We start from the raw sequence: 18,700 nt of genomic DNA on the forward strand, positions 1-18,700 counted from the left end.
GGCATGACGGCAGCGAAACATGTGCTGATTCTGGGCGCTTACGGATTTATCGGCGCTTCGGTTGCGCGGGCTTTGGTGGCCGGGGGGCATCGGGTCACGGGGCTTGCGCGCGATGTGTCGATGGCGAGCCGAGTGCTGCCCGGTATCGAGGTCATCGACGGCGATTTACGCCAGATGACCGGGACCGGGGCGTGGCGGGCCTATCTCGACACGGTCGATGTCGTGGTGAATTGCGCCGGTGCGTTGCAGGATGGCGGGCAGGACGATCTTGCGGCGGTGCATCATCACGCCATCGCCGCATTGGGGCAGGCGTGTGCGCAGCGCGGTGTGGCTGTCGTTCAGATCTCGGCCATCGGGGCGGAGCCGTCGGCCAATACCGCCTTCATGCGCACCAAGGCCGAAGGCGATGCCGCCTTGCGCGAGTCCGGTGCGCGGCTATGGGTGCTCAGGCCGGGGCTGGTGATCGGGCAGACGGCTTATGGCGGCACCGGGCTGCTGAGGATGCTGGCGGGGGTGCCGGTATTGCAGCCGCTGGCCATGCCGCGCACCCCGGTGCAATGCGTGGGTATGGACGATCTGTGCCGGGCGGTTGTTTCGGCGGTGCGCGGGGAACTGCCCGAAGGAACCTATGACCTTGTCGAAGACCAGCCGCAATCGCTGGCCGAGGTCGTGGCCGAGACACGCCGCTGGCTGGGATTCGCCCCGGCGCGGGTAACGGTAGCGGTGCCGCGATGGGCAACGTGGCTGATCGGTCGCTGCGCCGATGGGCTTGGCGCGTTGGGCTGGCGCTCGCCTCTGCGCAGCACCGCGCTGACCGTGATGCAGGACGGTGTTCTGGGCGATCCCGGACCTTACCGGCAGACAAGCGGGCAGGGTGTGGCACCTCTGTCACAGGTTTACGCGGAGCTTGTTGCGGCGCGCGAGCACCGGCTGGCGGCGCGGATGTCGCTGCTGATGCCGCTGGTGATCGCCATGCTCAGCCTGTTCTGGCTGCTTTCGGGGCTTTTCGGGTTGATCCGGTTGCCAGAGGCCGCTGCGCTTTTGACCGGGGTGGGCTGGCCGGCGGCGCTGGCGGTGGCGAGCGTGATCTTCTGGTCGCTGGTGGATATCGCGTTGGGCGCTGCGGTGCTGTGGCGGCCATGGGCGGCGCGGGCCTGTCTGGCGCAGATCGCCGTCGCGCTCCTCTATCTGATCGCCGCGACCTGGGCGGTGCCCGCGCTGTGGGCCGACCCGCTGGGGCCGCTGGTCAAGATCCTGCCCGCGCTCATGCTGTCGCTTGTCGCCCATCAGATGCTGGAGAGCCGATGACCGATCCCGACCTGATCCTGCGCTGGCTGCATGTGATCGGCGCCTGCGTGCTGCTGGGCACCGGTGCGGGCATCGCCTTTTTCATGCTGATGGCGCATCGCAGCCGGAGCGCGCAGATCGTCGCCCATACCGCCGGGATCGTGGTTCTGGCCGATCTGCTTTTTATCACCACCGCCGTGATCGTGCAGCCCATCACCGGCACATTGCTGGCCTGGCGGCTGGGGTGGAGCCTGACCGAGGGCTGGTTGCTCTGGTCGCTCGTGCTTTATGGTTTCACCGGTGCGTTCTGGTTGCCGGTGGTGTGGATCCAATTGCGGATGCGCGATCTGGCGCGGGTAGCTGTGGCTGAGGGCACGGGCCTGCCGACGAGGTATTTCGCTCTTTTTCGCGTGTGGTTTGTTTGTGGCTTTCCGGCCTTTCTCGCGGTGCTGGGGATTATCTGGCTGATGCTGGCAAGACCGGATATTGCGGCCCCGATTGCGGGTTTGTAACGCGGTGCGCTGGTTGCGCGCCTGCCGACGATCTGGTTGATGCCTTAATGTGCTGTCCGGAATACCGGACTATTTGCCGGTTGCATCAGAAGGTAGCATCGCCGGCGAGTCATCTGGAGGTCGCCCGTGGAACCGGTGCTTGTTCTGATTGGTCTGATTGTACTGGCAATTCCGGTCACGATTGTCGTTTTGCTGGTGGGCCAGTCCAGCCTGCGGCGGCGGGTGGACGATCTGGAACAACGGCTGGCGGGTGTGGATATGGAAGTCCGGACCCAGGATGAAACGGCGGATCAGCCTGAGAAAACAAGGCGTTCGGTACCGGCCAGACAAGAGCCTGTGGCGGACGAAACGGTTCGCAAACCCGCGCCGTGGGCGCGCGCGGCAAAGCCGTCGGATGCTTCGACCGAGGAGGTCGCTCGGGATCCCGAAGGCGAGAGCGGTGCTCCTCCATCTCCGCCACGGGCTGTCGTCTTCCGTCAGGACCGGATGCAGGCCATGGGCAAGTGGTTCCGCGAGAACTGGTTTTATGCGGTTTCCGCCCTGTCCCTGGCGCTGGCGGGTATCTTTCTGGTGCAGTACGGGGTTGAGAACGGGCTGCTGCCTCCGGCGGCGCGGGTTGCTGCCGCCTTGGCGTTTGGCGCTGTACTGATCGTCGCGGGCGAGGTCGTGCGCCGCCGGTTCGGGGACGATGAGACCTCGGCCACCGCCTATCTGCCATCGGTGTTTTCGGGCGCCGGGCTGGTGACCCTGTTTGGCGGCATCCTCGCAGCGCGGCAGATGTACGACCTGATCGGCCCCGAAACGGCGCTGGGCGCGATGGTTACCATTGCTCTGCTCGGGTTGGTTCTGGGCTGGTATCATGGGCCACTGCTGGCCGCGGTCGGACTGATGGGCGCGTTTGCCGCGCCGTTTCTGGTGGGCGGATCATCGGAGGATCCGTCCTGGCTCTATGGCTATTTCCTGATCGTCGCGTTGCTTGGCCTCGGGATCGACACCGTGCGCCGGTGGGCCTGGATTTCGGTGCTGACATTGATCGGAGCTTACAGTGCGGCCGGGTTGATTGGGGCGGGGCCCGCAAGCGGTGCCGGTTTCGTGGTCTACCTGATGGCGATTGCCGTGGCTGCAGTCGTGATACCGGGCCGCAGCCTGATCCCGGACCATGCGGGCCAGATGATAACCGAGGTGATCCGTCGCAAGAAAGGCGATCCGTGGCCCGAGTTTCCCACCCGGCTGGCCTTTGGCGCGGTTCTGGTCAGCACCGGTTTCGCCAGTGCGCATTGGGTAGATACCGAGGCCATGTTCTGGCTGACATCGCTGTTGCTGGCGGGGCTGGCAATTGCGTTGATGACATGGGCCAGCAACGCGCGAGCGTTGCAGGATGTCACGGTCTTTCCGGCGGCGGGGTTGCTGTATCTGGTGTTCCATCAGGGTTTTGACGGTGTCCTCTACCTCAGATTTGCGGGGACCTATGCTGAGACGAACGAAGCCGATTACCCGATGGCCGTAACGGTTCTGGTGGGGCTGGGGGCGTTGCTTTCGGTTCTGGCCGCGTGGCGGTCGTTCCGAGGCGGAGACTATGCGGCGGTCTGGGCGGGTGCGGCAGCCGTGCTGGCTCCGGCAATGGCCATCGTGCTTGAGATCAGCTGGCAGCCCGCCGAAGTGATCGGGGCATACCCCTGGGCGCTGCATGCGATCGCACTGGGCGCGCTGATGGTGGTTCTGGCCGAGCGTTTCGCGCGGGTGGATGGTGACGATCGGATGCGGGTGGCGCTGGTGACGCTGTCGGCGCTGTCCTGCCTTGCCTTTGCCTGCATCATCGTGCTGAGTTCCGCCGCCCTGACCGTGGCTTTGGCCGTGACCGTGGCGGCGGCGGCTGCGCTGGACCGCAAGTTCTCACTGCCGCCGATGAGCTGGTTCATCGCGGTAGGCATCGCGACGCTGGGGTTCCGTCTGGTGGTGGACCCGGGGCTGGACTGGGCCAGCTGGGCGCCGCTGCCGGAAATGCTGCTGGCCTATTGCGGGACTTTGGCGGGCTTTGTCCTGTCGCTGCGGTTCCTACGCCCGATGGACCGGCCGATGGCACGGCTGATGCTGGAAAGTGCTGCGTGGTCGACCGCCGGGATCCTCATGTCACTGTTGCTCCTGCGGTGGCTGGAGAGCATCGGAGAAGTTGGCGCAGAAGACAGTCATTGGGGGCTGGGGCTGGCGTCGGTGATCTGGCTGGGTCTTGCCTTTGCTCAGGTGCAGCGGCTGGAACTGGGCGGTGCCATGAAGACGGTCCGCGTGTTCCTTGCGGCGGCGTTCGGGTTCATCGGTGTGCTGGCACTGGTGGCCGCCCTGTCCGATGCCAACCCGCTGGTCGAGTTCGGGGCCGCCCCGGTGCTTGGCCCGCCACTCTTCAACACGCTGACCGTGGCCTATCTGCTTCCGGCGCTGGTCATCGGGCTCGCCGTCTGGCGCATCCGGTCCATGCAGCCGATGGTAAAGCAGGCCTGTCAGGTCGCTGTCTTGGCGCTCTCCGCCTTCTGGCTGGGCATGACCATTCGTCATTTCTGGCAGGGTGCGGCGGGTATGTATGTCGACAACGGCGTCACCCAGCCCGAGCTTTATACCTATACGATGACCTTGCTGGTGATCGGCGCGCTGCTGTTCTACCAGTCCCTGGCGCGTCAGTCGGACATGATGCGCAAGGCGGGGTTGGCGGTGATCGGGCTGGCCGTGGCCAAGGTGTTTCTGATCGACATATCCGGTCTGGGCGGGCTGATCCGGGTGTTTTCGCTGCTGGCGCTGGGCCTGGCGCTGGCCGGTCTGGCGTGGCTGAACCGCTGGGCGCTCATGCGCCAATCGCCGCAGCCATCGGAAGCTCTGGACCAATAGAAACAGGCACCCTATAAGCCAGCTATGTTTGACCGGCTGGCCATCATTATTCGAATTATATCCCCGGCGCTCTGAAACAACCGAGACGCCGGGCAAAGGTGTTGGATATTTCGCACCGACCGCTTCGATCCAATCAAGACCAGATCATCCAAGGGACGCCTGACATGTGCGCCGAAACACCTGACTACAAAGACACGCTGAACCTGCCGAAAACCGATTTCCCCATGCGCGCGGGTCTGCCCAAGCGCGAGCCTGCCTGGCTGGAGCGGTGGGAGAAGATCGGGGTCTATGACCGCCTGCGCGAAAAAGAAGCGCGCACGCCGTTCATCCTGCATGACGGCCCCCCCTACGCCAACGGTCACCTGCATATCGGTCACGCGCTGAACAAGACCATCAAGGACATGGTGGTGCGCTCGCACCAGATGATGGGGTACGACTCGCGCTATGTGCCCGGTTGGGACTGCCACGGCCTGCCCATCGAGTGGAAGATCGAGGAACAGTACCGCAAGAAGGGCAAGAACAAGGACGAGGTGAACGTTGTCGATTTCCGTCAGGAATGCCGGAAATTCGCCGAGGGCTGGATCGACATCCAGCGCGACGAGTTCAAGCGTCTGGGCATTACCGGCAACTGGGCCGATCCCTACATCACCATGGACTATCACGCCGAGGCCGTGATCGCGGATGAGTTCATGAAGTTCCTGATGAACGGCACGCTCTATCAGGGTTCGAAACCGGTGATGTGGTCGCCCATCGAGAAAACCGCGCTGGCCGAGGCCGAGGTCGAGTATCACGACAAGGAAAGCTTCACCATCTGGGTGAAGTTCCGCGTTGTGGATACCGGCGACGTGACGCTGGACAACGCGCATGTGGTGATCTGGACCACCACCCCCTGGACCATCCCGTCGAACAAGGCGGTGGTCTATGGCGAGGGTGTCTCATACGGCCTTTACGAAGTGATCGGGCGGCCTGAGGAATGCTGGGCCCGGATCGGTGAGCGGTATCTGCTGGCCGACAATCTGGCCGATGACGTGATGAAGCGTGCGCGGCTGCAGCCGGACATGTACCGCCGTTTGTGCGATGTGACGCTGGACGACCTGGCGAAGGTCAAACTGCAGCACCCGCTGGCCGGAGCCGAGGGCGGCAATGGCGAGTGGGACGATATCCGCGACTTCCGCGCCGCCGAGTTCGTGACCGACACCGAGGGCACCGGCTTTGTGCATTGCGCGCCGTCCCACGGGATGGAGGAATTCGAGCTCTACCGCGATCTGGGCATGCTGGAACAGGTCATCACCTATAACGTGATGGACGATGGCTCTTTCCGCCCCGATCTGCCGTTCTTTGGCGGCACCTACATCCTATCCCGCAAGGGCGGGGAGGGTGACGCCAACAAGGCGGTGATCGACAAGCTGGCCGAGGTTGGCGGGCTGCTGGCGCGTGGCAAGATCAAGCATTCCTACCCGCATAGCTGGCGGTCCAAGGCGCCGATCATCTACCGCAACACGCCGCAATGGTTCGCCAGCGTCGACCGCAAGCTGGACGATGGCATGGGCGGCATGGGCGATACTATCCGCGAACGTGCCCTGCGCTCGATCGACGAGTTGGTGAAATGGACGCCCAGGACCGGGCGCAACCGCCTGCACTCGATGATTGAGGCGCGGCCCGACTGGGTGCTGTCGCGTCAGCGGGCCTGGGGCGTGCCGCTCACCTGTTTCACCAGGAAGGGCGCGTTGCCGACCGATCCCGATTTCCTGCTGCGTGATCCGGCGGTGAATGCCCGCGTCAAGGCGGCCTTTGAACAGGAGGGCGCCGATTGCTGGTACGAGGACGGGGCCAAGGAACGGTTCCTAGGCAACGACTACAACGCCGACGACTGGGAACAGGTCTTTGACGTGCTGGATGTGTGGTTTGACAGCGGCTCGACCCACGCCTTCGTGCTGCGCGACCGTGAGGACGGTGCGCCGGACGGTATTGCCGACGTCTATCTGGAAGGCACCGACCAGCACCGCGGCTGGTTCCACTCGTCGCTGCTGCAGGCCTGCGGCACCAAGGGGCGTGCGCCCTATCGCAATGTTGTGACGCATGGGTTCACGCTTGACGAGAAGGGCATGAAGATGTCCAAATCGCTCGGCAACACCATCGTGCCCGACGAGGTCGTCAAGCAGTACGGTGCCGATATCCTGCGGCTCTGGGTGGCACAGACCGACTATACCGCCGACCAGCGGATCGGGCCGGAGATCCTGAAAGGGGTCGCCGACAGCTATCGCCGTTTGCGCAACACCATGCGGTTCATGCTGGGTTCGCTGGCCGATTTCACCGAGGCCGACCGGATCGAGGACCCCGCCGATATGCCGCCGCTTGAACGCTGGGTGCTGAGCCGGCTGGTCGATCTGGATGAGCAGGTGCGCAAGGGCTATGCCAATTTCGACTTTCAGGGCGTGTTCAGCGCGGTGTTCAACTTTGCCACGGTGGATCTGTCGGCGTTCTATTTCGACATCCGCAAGGACGTTCTGTATTGCGATGGCGACAGCCCGCGCCGCCGGGCCGCGCGCTCGGTTCTGGATATCCTGTTCCACCGGCTGACCACCTGGCTGGCGCCGATCCTGGTCTTTACCATGGAGGAGGTGTGGCTGGAGCGGTTCCCGGGTGAGGAGAGCTCGGTGCATCTGGTCGATATCCCGGAAACGCCCGCCAGCTGGCGCAATCCGCTGAACGAGGAAAACGTGGCCAGGGTGCGCCGCGTGCGCCGGGTGGTGACGGCGGCGCTGGAAATCCAGCGCCGGGACAAGGTGATCGGGTCGAGCCTTGAGGCCGCGCCGGTGGTGCATGTCGAGGATGCGGATGTCCGCGCGCTGCTGGGTCAGATCGACATGGACGATCTGTGCATCACCTCAGGCCTGATCCTGACCGGCGACCCGGCCCCGGCCGAGGCCTTCCGCCTGCCCGAGGTCGAAGGCGTGGGCGTCGTGTTCGAGAAGGCCGAAGGCGAGAAATGCCAGCGTTGCTGGAAGATCCTGCCGGATGTCGGGCGGCACGCGCATCCCGGCGTCTGCGGGCGCTGCGACGCGGCGCTTGGTTAAACATGTTCCGATCCCGTGCGTGGGCGCGGGATCGGAGCTGATGCGGTCAGTGATCCTCTTCCTCGGGGTCGAAATTCTCGATCACGAGGTTTTCAAGGAAGGCGATCAGTTCCTGCTGCTGATCCTCCGGCATGGCTGCAAACGCGGCCTTGCTGGCCTCGGCCTCGCCGCCATGGGCCAGGATCGCCTCGCGCAGGGTGGTGGCGTGGCCGTTATGCAACCATGGGCCGGTGGAGCCCACACCCGCCAGCGATCGGGTCGGCCAGACCGACGCGCCCATGCCATAGGCGTCGACCGGATCGGCCAGTGCCGGACCCATGTCGTGACGGCGGAAATCGGAATACCAGGTGACCGTGGCGCCGTGGTCGCCGGACGGGGCAAAGGCACCGAGCAGAACCTCTTCGCCACTTGCGAGCGTGATGCGGTTATTGGGCTGATCCTTGGTCAGGTCGAACCAGAGCGGGCGATCGGGGTCGAGACCCAAGGCCCGCGCGTCAGCGCCGCTGGGCAACTCCTCTTCGGCAAAACCGGGTACGGCGCTGGGCTCGGAAAAGACCGCCTTTTCAAGCTGCAAAGACGGAACATGGCATGAGGTACAGGCGGCCTCGGCCAGCCGCGCCTCGCCGCGCTCGATCCGCGCGCGTTCGTCGTCGGTGAGCTCCGTCAGGCCCAGATCGGCCAGTTCCAGTTTCGAGGTCGGGCGTTCCAAGGCGGCCATGTAGAGGGTCACGGCGGTCAGATCGCCGATGCTGAGTTCACCCGTGACCCCATCATGATCGCCATCGGCGTCGCCGACCAGTTCCACAGCCTGCATGCCCATCTCGTTATGGGCTGCACCCCGGGCGAAACTGCGCAAGGTGATGTGGGTGCCTTTCCAGCCAAAGGCGCGGATGATCAGATCATCGGCAACGCCGTAGAGCTGTTCATAGTCGATCTGGCCCGTGCAGCTTTCTCCCTGCGCATCTGGCGTCGCCGTAAGATCGCCAAAGGAAATGCCCTTGGCGGTCAGCGCCAGAGTGACAGGTTCCTGTTTGGCACAGGCCTGTTCCGCCACCAGCGCCTCTTGCGCCTTGAGTTCCTGCGTCATTTCCTCGGCGATCCGCTGCACTGCGCCAAGGCCGAACAGGTGCAGGGTGTTGCGCTCCAGAAACTGGCCCGGCTCACCCGAATGCAGCGGGTCGATGGCCACGTTCATCGCCAGCGGCCCGGCGCCGTTGGCCAGCGGGGACGAGTGGCAGGAGATGCAGGAATGCGCCTGCGGGCCGCCCTCGCGCTGCGGCTCGTGCTGGGCCCAGTCGCCCGTATCGGCCAGATCGGCGCGGGGCAGGCGGGTGAAGTATTGCCCCTCTGCCACCCGCGCGCCGACGCCGCGCGCCATCGTATAAGTTGCCTCGGTTATCTCGTCACCGGCCTCGAAGGCGTGGTTGAAACAACTCAGCCGGTCCTCATCGAGACGGCGCATAAGCTCCATCTGGTCGACCGGCTGCGGAATTTCGGCGAACGCCACGCTTGCTGAAAGCACCAAAAGCCCCCCGCAAACGCGATAAGAATATGGCTGCATGATCCCAAATCTCTGTTGCTAAAGTCACGGATGTCGCGTTTTCGGCGCCAACGGTAAGTGCAAAGATCAATCGCGGCAACAATTGATATGAATGTATCGAGGTGACGGCAAACGCACGCTTGCACGCCGCGCGATGGTCTGCGAGCGTGGGATCATGCCGATGATCGCAGTCGATACGCAGTTTGGCCGCCTTGGCCTGTTGGAAGAGGATGGGGCCATCACCCGGCTGGTCTGGGAGGGCGAGGATGACGAACCGGACACGCCGCTGTTGCAGGAGGCGGCGGCGCAGCTCAGGGCCTATGGTGCAGGTCAGCTGCACCAGTTCGATCTGCCGTTGTGGGTGAACGGGTCCGAGATGCAGCGCCGGGTCTGCGATGCGATGTTTGCGATCCCTTTCGGCGACACCCTGACCTATGGCGATATTGCCAGTGAGCTTGGGTATTCCGCGCAATCGGTGGGTCAGGCCTGCGGCGGCAACCCGATCCCGGTCATCATCCCCTGCCACCGGGTGCTGGGCGCCACCAGCCTGGGTGGCTTTTCGGGTGACGGTGGGATCGAGACCAAGGTGGCGCTGCTGCGTCACGAAGGCGCTGCCGGTCTGCTCATCTGAGCCGCGAAAACCATTGCATTTATGCCTTTTGCGTCCCAACCTATGCTGAAGATCGAATTTGAGGACGCCATTGAATGAGTTCCGAACAAGACCGCGCCGCCCGCAAAAAGGCCATCCATGACGGCCTGATGTCGCTTGAAGCCGAGGAACTGGCCACGGCCAAGGCCCATTACGAAGCCTTCATGAAGGACTCGCGGCTGGATGACCGGGAAGGCCATGACAAGGATGACATCGCCGCCTCACGCGAGAATGCCGATCTAGCGGCGGCCTTCGACACGCCGGTGCAGGCGCATCACGCCAAGATCGACGTGATCGAGAACACCGATTTCAGCCTGACCGATACCGTGGGGCCCGGAGCCGTTGTCATCTTCGACGATCGCAGGTTAGTCGTGTGCGTCTCGACCTCGCGCTTTGACGTGGATGGCGAGACTTACATGGGTATCTCGACCCAAAGCCCGATCTACAAGGCGATGGCCGGGTTGCAGGCTGGCGACAGCTTTACCCATAACGGCACGGAGCATGAGGTCGAGGACGTCCTCTGACCGGAGCGTTCAGACCTTTTCGGCGCGTTTGCTGCGTGCGCGTTCCGGGATCAGTTGCTGGGCGATGCCCGCGCCGGTCAGATAGAGGCTGGTGATCACCAGACCCCAATGGGCCCAGCTTTCGGGGTGAAAATCGACCCAGGCTGCCCAGCCGGCAAAGAAGGTCCAGGCAAAGGCCACCGGCAGCGACAGCATTCGCCAGCGCTCGGTCCGCACCGGGTGGATGAATTTCAGCGGCAGGAACATGGCGATGGCCAGCAGGGTGACCAGCACCAGGCTGATCCAGAAATTGGGTTCCAGCGCGAAGATCACCAGCACCAGCATGTTCCAGCAGCCGGGAAAGCCGGAAAACGAGTTGTCCTTGGTCTTCATCCGCGTGTCGGCGAAATACATCGCGCTGGCAAAGGTGATGACGATGATCGCGAACCAGCCGGTCCAGCCATCCATCAGCCCCGATTTGAACAGGGCGAAGGCCGGGATGAAGACGTAAGTCAGGTAGTCGATGATCAGGTCCAGCAGCACGCCGTCGAACTCGGGTGCGTTCTTCTTGACGTGATAGTGCCGCGCCAGCGGGCCGTCGATGCCATCGACCATGAAGGCCACCACCAGCCACAGGAACATCAGGCTCCACTTGGATTCGACGGCGGCCAGCATGGCCAGCATTGCGAAAACGGCGCCGGTAGCGGTGAGCAGGTGGACAGAGAGCGCTTGGATCCGGGGTGTCATGGCCCTGTCATGACGGAAAAGCGCGCGAACTGCAAACTGTTGCTGCACCCATTTGTGGTGCGGAATGCCGGGTGCCTCAAGCCTTGGGGTGGGCGCGGTTGTAGACATCCATAAGATGGGCGGTATCCACCGCCGTATAGGCCTGTGTGGTCGAGAGCGACGCATGGCCCAGCAGTTCCTGGATCGCGCGCAGATCGCCCCCGGCGGCCAGCAGATGTGTCGCAAAACTGTGCCGCATCGCGTGCGGCGTGGCCGATGACGGCAGGCCAAGCTGCATCCGCGCCTTAGCCATGGCCCCCTGGATCGCGCGCGGGCTGAGCGCGCCGCCACGCACGCCGCGAAAGAGCGGCGATTGGGCCTCCTTGGGATGCGGGCAGAGGCGCAGATAGCTGTCTACGGCCTGCCGTGCGACCGGAATGACCGGAACCACCCGTTCCTTGCCGCCCTTGCCGATGATGCGCAGTGATGCGGGCAGCGGCGCGTCGGCACCCGTCAGCGACAGCGCCTCGGAGATCCGCAGGCCGCAGCCATAGAGTAGGGTCACCACAGCGACATCGCGCGCGGCGACCCAGTCGGTTGTGGATTGCAGCTCGACCGTGTCGATCATGGCGCGGGCGGCGTCCTCGGCCAGCGGGCGGGGGAGTTTCTTGCGGAACTTGGGCGCGCGGGTCGACAGGACCGCGGTGGGCTCGAACCCCTCGCGCTCGGCCAGCCAGCGATAGAAGGTCTTGACCGCCGACAGCTTGCGCGCAAGCGACCGGGCGCCTACACCGTCGCCGCGCTGCTGGGCCATCCAGGCGCGCATGTCCGAGACCGAGATCCGTTCTAACGCCGCCAGCCCGTGCGGAGCGCCGTGATGCAGCGTCATGAACGACAGGAAATCGGTGACATCGCCGCGATAGGCGACAAGGGTGTTTTCGGCATGGCCCGACAGGGCCTTCTGGCTCTCCAGCCAGTGCTGGAGCGCGTCCCGGCAGGCCGGAGAGATCAGGCTCACGACAGCCAGTGGCGCATCGAGCGTTCGAACACGCCGGCGAAAAAGGACAGGAGGTCGGTGCCGAGCTGCGGTGAGAAATGACGCGGGTCTTCGGCGCCCATGACCAGCATGCCCGGCAGGCGGCCCGGGCCCAGATCCAGCGTCAGACAGGCCTCGGACCGGATGCGGGGGGCACGGTCGCCATAGATGCGGGCCTCGGCCTGCTGCAACTGGCGCAGCGTGACCGGGCGCGCCGGGTTTCGGTTCGAGAGGTAGGCCGCGATAAAGCCGGGCTCGGCCACGGTCAGCACGCCTTGCAGCCGCTGCACTGCCGGATCGGGATCGTGCTGTGCAGATTCCAGGACCAGCGTGATCACGTCCACCCGCAGGATATCCGCGATCTCTCCGCCCAGCAGACGCAGGAACGGTTCGAACTCGGTCGGTTCCAGCAGGCTCAGGATCGCGCGGTGGATCTGATTGGTTCCGGCGAGGTTCTCATAGGCTGCGGCGATGACCGAGCGATGGGTGTCCTCGAGCCGGTCGAACCGCGCCTCGAGCCGCTCCATGGCGATACCGCGCAGGTCAATGATGTTTGCGCCCATTGCCCGCTCATTGGCGGCCACCAGCGCTTGCATCAGGTCCTTGTCTTCCAGCACGGCATCGGGTTTGGCCAGAATCGCCGCGCGCAGGCTGTCTTCCAGTTTGGGGCTGCTGCTCATCTCGGTTCCATTATTGGTTTTGCGAAAGTTATAGCATGGCCTGACGGGTTTGACTCGTGAAAAGCGACGGATGGCGAAAACCGGCCACGGGTTTGTGGCGTTTGAGAGGCCGGTGGCGCTCCCGCCTGCGGTCGCCTGATCAAGGATCAGGCATCAGCAGTTGGGTCGGGCGCTGCGCCTGGCGGCGCAGCGGGGAGCGCAAAAATGCTATCCGGTTAATCGGTACTGCAGCGCGCCCTTGGCGCGCTGCCGGGCCCAAGTCCCTATACCGTCAGGCGAAGCCGGGCGGTCTGGGGCGCGGGAGCCCTGCGCCCTTTGGTTCCGGGGCGTGTCGGACGGTTACAGAATCTTTTGACCGGTCTTGGCCCAATCCGACAGGAAGGCGTCCAGCCCCTTGTCCGTCAGCGGATGGTCGGCCAGCTTCTTGATCACGCCCGGCGGTGCGGTGATCACATCGGCACCGATGCGGGCACTGTCGGCCACGTGGTTCACGCTGCGGATCGAGGCGGCCAGAATCTCGGTTTCGAACCCGTAATTGTCGTAGACCTGACGGATATCGGCGATCAGGTCCATGCCGTCGAGGTTGATGTCGTCCAGCCGCCCGATGAAGGGCGAGATGAAGGTCGCGCCAGCCTTGGCTGCCAGCAGCGCCTGATTGACCGAGAAGCAGAGCGTCACGTTCACCATCTGGCCTTCGCCCGTGAGCGTTTTGCAGGCTTTCAGACCCGCCCATGTCAGCGGTACCTTGACCGCGATATTCGGCGCGATCTTTGCCAGCTTGCGACCCTCGGCGATCATGTCCTCGGCCTCGGTGGCCACGACCTCGGCCGAGACCGGTCCGTCGACCAGATCGCAGATCTCCTTGGTCACTTCCAGAATGTCGCGGCCCGATTTCAGAATCAGCGAGGGGTTGGTGGTCACGCCGTCCACCATGCCCAGATCGTTAAGCTCGGCAATCGCGTCGATCTCGGCGGTGTCTACGAAGAATTTCATGGGGCAGTCCTTTGATGGGTTGGCCTCTGTCGCGCTTGCCTTTACCTCAAAGGAACCTCTGCCGAAACCCCCGGCGATGAAAGGTGACAGGTGAGCGATCCGGAATTTTTCGATCACGGCGAACTGGTGGCGGTGCTGACGACGCAGCCGCTGGACCGGTTGCTGGACTACAAGGCGCCCGAGGGCGGCTGTTTCCCCGGCGCCTTTGTCGAGGTGCCGCTGGGACCGCGCAAGGTGCTGGGTGTGGTCTGGGGGCCGGGCCGGGGCGATTTTGACCGCGCCAAGATACGCTCGGTGATCCGGGTTCTAGATGTGGCGCCAATGCGGGAAGAGATGCGGGCATTCCTGGGCCGCGCCGCCGATTACACCCTGACGCCGATGCCCGCCATGCTGCGGCTGGCCACCCGCGCGCCGGGGCTGGGTGATCCGCCGTCGATGCGCAAGATCTACCGGCTCGGCGACTGCGCGCCAGACCGGATGACCGATGCCCGAGCCCGGGTGCTGGAGCTGCTGCGCGACTTTGGCGGGCTGGCGTTCACGCTGAAAGAACTGGCCGAGATGGCCGGGGTGACCTCCTCGGTCATCAAGGGGTTGGTGAAACAGGGCGCCGTGCGGGAAGAGGACAGCCCCCGCGATCTGCCTTTCCCGCAACTCGACCCGGACCTGTGCGGCAAGGATCTGACCGAAGATCAAACCGCCGCTGCCGACACCCTGCGCGCGGCCATGCGCTCGGACAGTTACGGGACCACCCTGCTCAAGGGCGTGACCGGCTCCGGCAAGACCGAGGTTTATCTGGAGGCGGTGGCCGAGGCGCTGCGGCTGGGCAAACAGGCGCTGGTGCTGCTGCCCGAGATCGCGCTGACCGCCGAGTTTTTGACCCGGGTCGAGGCCCGCTTTGGTGCGCGGCCTGCCGAGTGGCACTCGGGCGCCACCATGACCGAGCGCCGCCGGGTCTGGCGCATGGTGGGGCAGGGTGATGCGCAACTGGTGGTGGGCGCCCGCTCGGCCCTGTTTCTGCCGTTCCGCCATCTGGGCCTGATCATCGTCGATGAGGAACACGACACTTCCTACAAGCAGGAGGATGGCGTGCTCTACAACGCCCGTGACATGGCGGTGCTGCGGGCGGCGATCTGCGGGTCGCAGGTGATACTGGCGAGCGCCACGCCATCCCTTGAAAGTTGGGCCAATGCTGAGGCGGGTAAATACGACCGGCTGGAGTTGACGGCCCGGTTCGGCGCGGCAGTGTTGCCTGAGATGAAAGCCATCGACATGCGCGCCGAGCAGATGCAGGCGGGCACCTGGATATCGCCGACCCTGCGCCGCGCCGTGCTGGACCGGATGGAGAAGGGCGAACAGGCGCTCCTGTTCATCAACCGGCGCGGCTATGCCCCGGTGACGCTCTGCCGCGCCTGTGGGCAGCAGATCGGCTGCGATCATTGCGATGCGCGCATGGTCGAGCACCGGTTCCTCAAGCGCCTCATGTGCCATCAATGCGGCGAAACCAAACCGGTGCCCGAGACCTGTCCGTCTTGCGGGGCCGAGGGCAGGTTGGCTCCGGTCGGCCCGGGGATCGAACGGCTGGCGGAAGAGGCAGGGGCTGCGTTTCCGGATGCAAACATCGCTGTGCTGAGTTCGGACATGTTCGGCTCGGCCCGCGCGCTCAAGGCCAAGATCGAGGAGATCGCCGAAGGTGAGGCGGATATCATCATCGGCACGCAACTGGTGGCCAAGGGGCACAATTTCCCCAAGCTGACGCTGGTTGGAGTGATTGACGCCGATCTGGGGCTACAGGGCTCGGATCTGCGTGCGGCCGAGCGGACGTTTCAGCTGATGCGGCAGGTGGCCGGGCGCGCGGGACGGGCGGAGAGGCCGGGGCAGGCGCTGCTCCAGACCTTCCAGCCCGAACACCCGGTGATCCGCGCGATTCTATCCGGCGACGAGATCGGGTTCTGGAAGGCCGAAGCCGCCGAGCGGCAGGTGGCGGGCGTGCCGCCCTATGGCCGCATGGCGGGGATCATCCTGTCGGGCCCCGAGGTCGGCCCGGTTTTTGATCTCGGCAACGCCATGGCCCGCAACGACGCGCCACTTCGCCAGATCGGGGCGCAGGTTTTCGGCCCCGCCCCGGCCCCGATCGCCCGGATACGGGGCCGCCACCGCGTGCGTCTTCTGATCAAAGCGCCCAAGGGCGTGCCGCTGCAAGAGGCGATTGCCCGCTGGATCGCGCCCCTCAGGCTCAAGGGCGACTTGCGGCTGAGCGTCGATATCGACCCACAGAGTTTCTACTGACTTCGCACCTTCTTCTCGTTCCAAATACGGCCGCCGGAGGCGGATGCCCGACCGGTACCACCTGCGGTAACAGTGGGGTTATTTGCGTATTTTCAGCAAGAAGAAGCATCAGGCGGTCACAGCTTCGGAACGTTGGTCGATCAGGAAGTCGGTCAGCATCGCGCCCACCCACATGAAGAAGAGGGCAGCCCATGCCGTACCGACAAAGATCGAGCCGCCGGTCACGCCTGCGCCGATGGCGCAGCCGCCGGCTAGCATGCCGCCAAAGCCCATCAGTGCGGCCCCGATCATTGCCTTGCGCATGGTGACCGGGCCGTCGAAGGCCTGCAGCTTCATTTCTCCGGCAAACCAGGCGGCGAGCATGGCGCCGATGAAGACGCCGGGCACCAGGCCGATGTCGAACTCCAGCACCGCGTCCCGGTCGAGGAAGAACATCAGCGTGTGCGCCGACGGGCCGGTAAAGGTGGCGCTTTCGATCTGCACCGGGTCAAAGGCAACCTGCGCCAGCGCGTAGGTCAGCACCCAGCCCAGTGCCACGGCAAACCCCACACCGGAGGCAAAGATCAGCCGTGCCGTGCCGATGCGGTGGCGCCGGGCGAGCACCAGGGCCAGCACCGCGATCAGCGCGCCGAGGACGAGACCGGCATAAGGCGGCAGGCCGGTTGCGGCGAGCAGGTCCATGTTGCGCCCGCCCTCAGTGATCCAGAGCGCGGCGATCCGGTCGCGGGCGGGCGACAGCAGGCCCGAGAGGCTCATCTGTGCCACCACCGCAAAGATCAACCCGGACACCACCGAGCGCAGGTTGCCCGTGGCCGCCAGCACCAGCAGCCGCCCCGAGCAGCCGCGCGCGAGCACCATGCCGGTGCCGAACATCAGCCCACCGATGATCGCCCCGGACCAGCTGCCCGGCACCGCCATCATCCGCGCATCCGCCGCATCCATCAGCCCCAGCATCTGCGTCGCCTGCACCCAGACCAGCGCCGTCGAAAAGGTCAGCAGCCAGACCGCCACCTTGTCTTCCATCCGGCCCCGGGCAAACTCCACCGTGGCGGCCCTGAGACAAAAGCGCGAGCGCTGTGCCGCCACGCCGAAGGTGATGCCGGTCGCCAGACCGAACAGGGCGGCGGTCGGGGCTTCTCCGATCCGTTCGACGAGGCTGATCAGATCCATGTGGTGCTCCGTATCAATTCATGAATTGCGATATATCTTTGCGATCCGCCCTGCGCATTGATGCAGATCAGATGTGCGCAGGCACCTTTCCCCTCGCAAAGTGGGCACAATGGGCGTAGAGGACTCTCATGTTGAAACCGATCCCTCTGTCGGAGGCAGAGAACCTGCCCCTGTGGCGGCGCCCCATCGTGCTGCTTTTCGTCATGGCGATGACCATGCCGATTGCGTTCAACGCGTGGAGCGCGCTGCTGAACAACTTCGTCATCGAGGTGGCGAATTTCGACGGGGCGGATATCGGCCTGCTGCATACCGTGCGCGAGATCCCGGGCTTTCTGGCCGTCGGCGTGATCGCCGTGATCATCTTCGTGCGCGAGCAGGTGCTGGGGCTGATTTCGCTGGCCCTGCTGGGGGTCGCCACCGCCGTGACCGCATGGTTCCCGAGCCTTGGCGGGTTGCTGTTCGTCACGCTCTTCAGCTCAATCGGCTTTCACTACTATGAGACGGTGAACCAGTCGCTGCAGCTGCAATGGCTGCCCAAGGATCGGGCGCCGCAGACCCTGGGCTGGCTGGTGGCCATGGGCTCGGCCGCGACGCTGGTGATTTACGGGCTGATCGTGCTGACATGGGAGCGGTTCGATCTGGCCTATAACACCGTCTTCATGGCGGCCGGGGGTCTGACCCTGTTTCTGGCCGTTTTCTGCCTGGTGGCCTATCCGCAATTCGACGCGCCCACGCCGCAGACCAAGAAGCTAATCCTGCGCCGCCGCTATTGGCTCTATTACCTGCTGCAATTCATGGCGGGTGCGCGGCGGCAGATCTTCGTGGTCTTTGCGGGCTTCATGATGGTCGAGAAATTCGGGTTCGACGTTCACGAGCTCACCGGGCTCTACATGATCAACCTGATGATCAACATGACCGTGGCGCCCCTGCTGGGCAAGGCGGTGGCCCGGTTCGGCGAGCGGCGAACGCTGATCTTTGAATATGCCGGGCTGGCGCTGGTCTTTGCGGCCTATGGCGGGATCTACTGGTTCGGCTGGGGCGTGCTGCTGGCAGCGGTGCTTTACGTGATCGACCACATCCTGTTTGCGCTGGCACTGGCGCTCAAGACCTATTTCCAGAAGATCGCCGACCCGGCGGATATCGCACCCACCGCAGCGGTGGCGTTCACCATCAACCATATCGCGGCGGTGTTCCTGCCCGCGCTTCTGGGGCTGCTCTGGGTGATCTCACCCGGCGCCGTCTTTGGTCTGGCCGCTGCCATGGCGCTGATCTCGCTGGGCCTGTCGCTGCTGGTGCCGCGCCATCCCGAGCCGGGCAACGAGACCATTCTGTCGAAATATGCTCCGGCCCCGGCGGAATGAGGG

General features: G+C 64.6%; 14 protein-coding genes. 8 read left to right on the plus strand and 6 right to left on the minus strand.

What is annotated here, in order from left to right; all coding sequences use genetic code 11:
- Positions 1-3 precede the first annotated feature (3 nt).
- From AB3N21_RS01580 to ileS, 4 genes are all read left to right on the plus strand, one after another.
- Positions 4-1,308: an SDR family oxidoreductase gene (locus tag AB3N21_RS01580; RefSeq protein WP_367933569.1), complete on the plus strand. Its 1,305-nt coding sequence runs from the start codon at positions 4-6 to the stop codon at positions 1,306-1,308.
- Entirely contained in the window at positions 1,305-1,799 is a 495-nt protein-coding gene (locus AB3N21_RS01585) for a DUF2269 family protein (protein WP_367933570.1), read from the plus strand. The genes AB3N21_RS01580 and AB3N21_RS01585 overlap by 4 nt, the downstream gene beginning before the upstream one ends.
- 126 nt (positions 1,800-1,925) lie before the next feature.
- On the plus strand, positions 1,926-4,676 hold the full coding sequence (locus tag AB3N21_RS01590) for a DUF2339 domain-containing protein (protein ID WP_367933571.1): 2,751 nt from the start codon (positions 1,926-1,928) through the stop codon (positions 4,674-4,676).
- Positions 4,677-4,840: 164 nt separating this feature from the next.
- On the plus strand, positions 4,841-7,753 hold the full coding sequence (gene ileS / locus AB3N21_RS01595) for an isoleucine--tRNA ligase (RefSeq protein ID WP_367933572.1): 2,913 nt from the start codon (positions 4,841-4,843) through the stop codon (positions 7,751-7,753).
- A 46-nt stretch (positions 7,754-7,799) separates the two neighbouring features.
- On the opposite strand, the gene AB3N21_RS01600 is transcribed toward ileS, so the two are convergent.
- Entirely contained in the window at positions 7,800-9,275 is a 1,476-nt protein-coding gene (locus AB3N21_RS01600; RefSeq protein ID WP_367933573.1) for a di-heme oxidoredictase family protein, read from the minus strand.
- A 193-nt stretch (positions 9,276-9,468) separates the two neighbouring features.
- Here AB3N21_RS01600 and AB3N21_RS01605 point away from each other — a divergent pair, with 193 nt between their 5' ends.
- Positions 9,469-9,924: a methylated-DNA--[protein]-cysteine S-methyltransferase gene (locus AB3N21_RS01605; protein WP_367933919.1), complete on the plus strand. Its 456-nt coding sequence runs from the start codon at positions 9,469-9,471 to the stop codon at positions 9,922-9,924.
- Between the two features lie 74 nt (positions 9,925-9,998).
- On the plus strand, positions 9,999-10,466 hold the full coding sequence (locus AB3N21_RS01610) for a hypothetical protein (RefSeq protein ID WP_171173519.1): 468 nt from the start codon (positions 9,999-10,001) through the stop codon (positions 10,464-10,466).
- 9 nt (positions 10,467-10,475) lie between these two features.
- Here the strand turns inward: AB3N21_RS01610 and AB3N21_RS01615 are convergent, their stop codons facing one another.
- The 4 genes from AB3N21_RS01615 to fsa form a co-directional block, all read right to left on the minus strand.
- Positions 10,476-11,192, minus strand: a complete 717-nt coding sequence (locus AB3N21_RS01615) for a phosphatidylcholine/phosphatidylserine synthase (RefSeq protein ID WP_367933574.1) — start codon at positions 11,190-11,192, stop codon at positions 10,476-10,478.
- A gap of 76 nt (positions 11,193-11,268) precedes the next feature.
- Positions 11,269-12,189: a tyrosine recombinase XerC gene (locus AB3N21_RS01620; RefSeq protein ID WP_367933575.1), complete on the minus strand. Its 921-nt coding sequence runs from the start codon at positions 12,187-12,189 to the stop codon at positions 11,269-11,271.
- Positions 12,186-12,887, minus strand: coding sequence for a DUF484 family protein (locus AB3N21_RS01625; RefSeq protein WP_367933576.1), 702 nt, complete (start codon positions 12,885-12,887; stop codon positions 12,186-12,188). The genes AB3N21_RS01620 and AB3N21_RS01625 overlap by 4 nt, the downstream gene beginning before the upstream one ends.
- 339 nt (positions 12,888-13,226) lie before the next feature.
- On the minus strand, positions 13,227-13,880 hold the full coding sequence (fsa, locus tag AB3N21_RS01630) for a fructose-6-phosphate aldolase (protein ID WP_367933577.1): 654 nt from the start codon (positions 13,878-13,880) through the stop codon (positions 13,227-13,229).
- Between the two features lie 90 nt (positions 13,881-13,970).
- Here fsa and AB3N21_RS01635 point away from each other — a divergent pair, with 90 nt between their 5' ends.
- Positions 13,971-16,166, plus strand: coding sequence for a primosomal protein N' (locus AB3N21_RS01635; protein WP_367933578.1), 2,196 nt, complete (start codon positions 13,971-13,973; stop codon positions 16,164-16,166).
- Positions 16,167-16,274: 108 nt separating this feature from the next.
- On the opposite strand, the gene AB3N21_RS01640 is transcribed toward AB3N21_RS01635, so the two are convergent.
- Entirely contained in the window at positions 16,275-17,336 is a 1,062-nt protein-coding gene (locus AB3N21_RS01640) for a YeeE/YedE family protein (protein WP_367933579.1), read from the minus strand.
- Positions 17,337-17,464: 128 nt separating this feature from the next.
- Here AB3N21_RS01640 and AB3N21_RS01645 point away from each other — a divergent pair, with 128 nt between their 5' ends.
- Positions 17,465-18,697 carry an MFS transporter gene (locus AB3N21_RS01645; protein WP_367933580.1) on the plus strand — a complete coding sequence of 411 codons (1,233 nt, stop codon included), beginning with the start codon at positions 17,465-17,467 and terminating at the stop codon, positions 18,695-18,697.
- The last annotated feature ends 3 nt before the right edge of the window (positions 18,698-18,700 follow it).

It is taken from the genome of Ruegeria sp. (assembly GCF_040830605.1).
GTDB lineage: Bacteria > Pseudomonadota > Alphaproteobacteria > Rhodobacterales > Rhodobacteraceae > Ruegeria.

Bases quoted from the DNA above. Each gene is read 5' to 3' on its own strand.
- AB3N21_RS01585 (WP_367933570.1), top strand. From the start codon at position 1,305: ATGACCGATCCCGACCTGATCCTGCGCTGGCTGCATGTGATCGGCGCC.
- AB3N21_RS01615 (WP_367933574.1), bottom strand. From the start codon at position 11,192: ATGACACCCCGGATCCAAGCGCTCTCTGTCCACCTGCTCACCGCTACC.
- AB3N21_RS01625 (WP_367933576.1), bottom strand. From the start codon at position 12,887: ATGAGCAGCAGCCCCAAACTGGAAGACAGCCTGCGCGCGGCGATTCTG.
- AB3N21_RS01610 (WP_171173519.1), top strand. From the start codon at position 9,999: ATGAGTTCCGAACAAGACCGCGCCGCCCGCAAAAAGGCCATCCATGAC.
- AB3N21_RS01645 (WP_367933580.1), top strand. From the start codon at position 17,465: ATGTTGAAACCGATCCCTCTGTCGGAGGCAGAGAACCTGCCCCTGTGG.
- fsa (WP_367933577.1), bottom strand. From the start codon at position 13,880: ATGAAATTCTTCGTAGACACCGCCGAGATCGACGCGATTGCCGAGCTT.
- AB3N21_RS01580 (WP_367933569.1), top strand. From the start codon at position 4: ATGACGGCAGCGAAACATGTGCTGATTCTGGGCGCTTACGGATTTATC.
- AB3N21_RS01605 (WP_367933919.1), top strand. From the start codon at position 9,469: ATGCCGATGATCGCAGTCGATACGCAGTTTGGCCGCCTTGGCCTGTTG.
- ileS (WP_367933572.1), top strand. From the start codon at position 4,841: ATGTGCGCCGAAACACCTGACTACAAAGACACGCTGAACCTGCCGAAA.
- AB3N21_RS01640 (WP_367933579.1), bottom strand. From the start codon at position 17,336: ATGGATCTGATCAGCCTCGTCGAACGGATCGGAGAAGCCCCGACCGCC.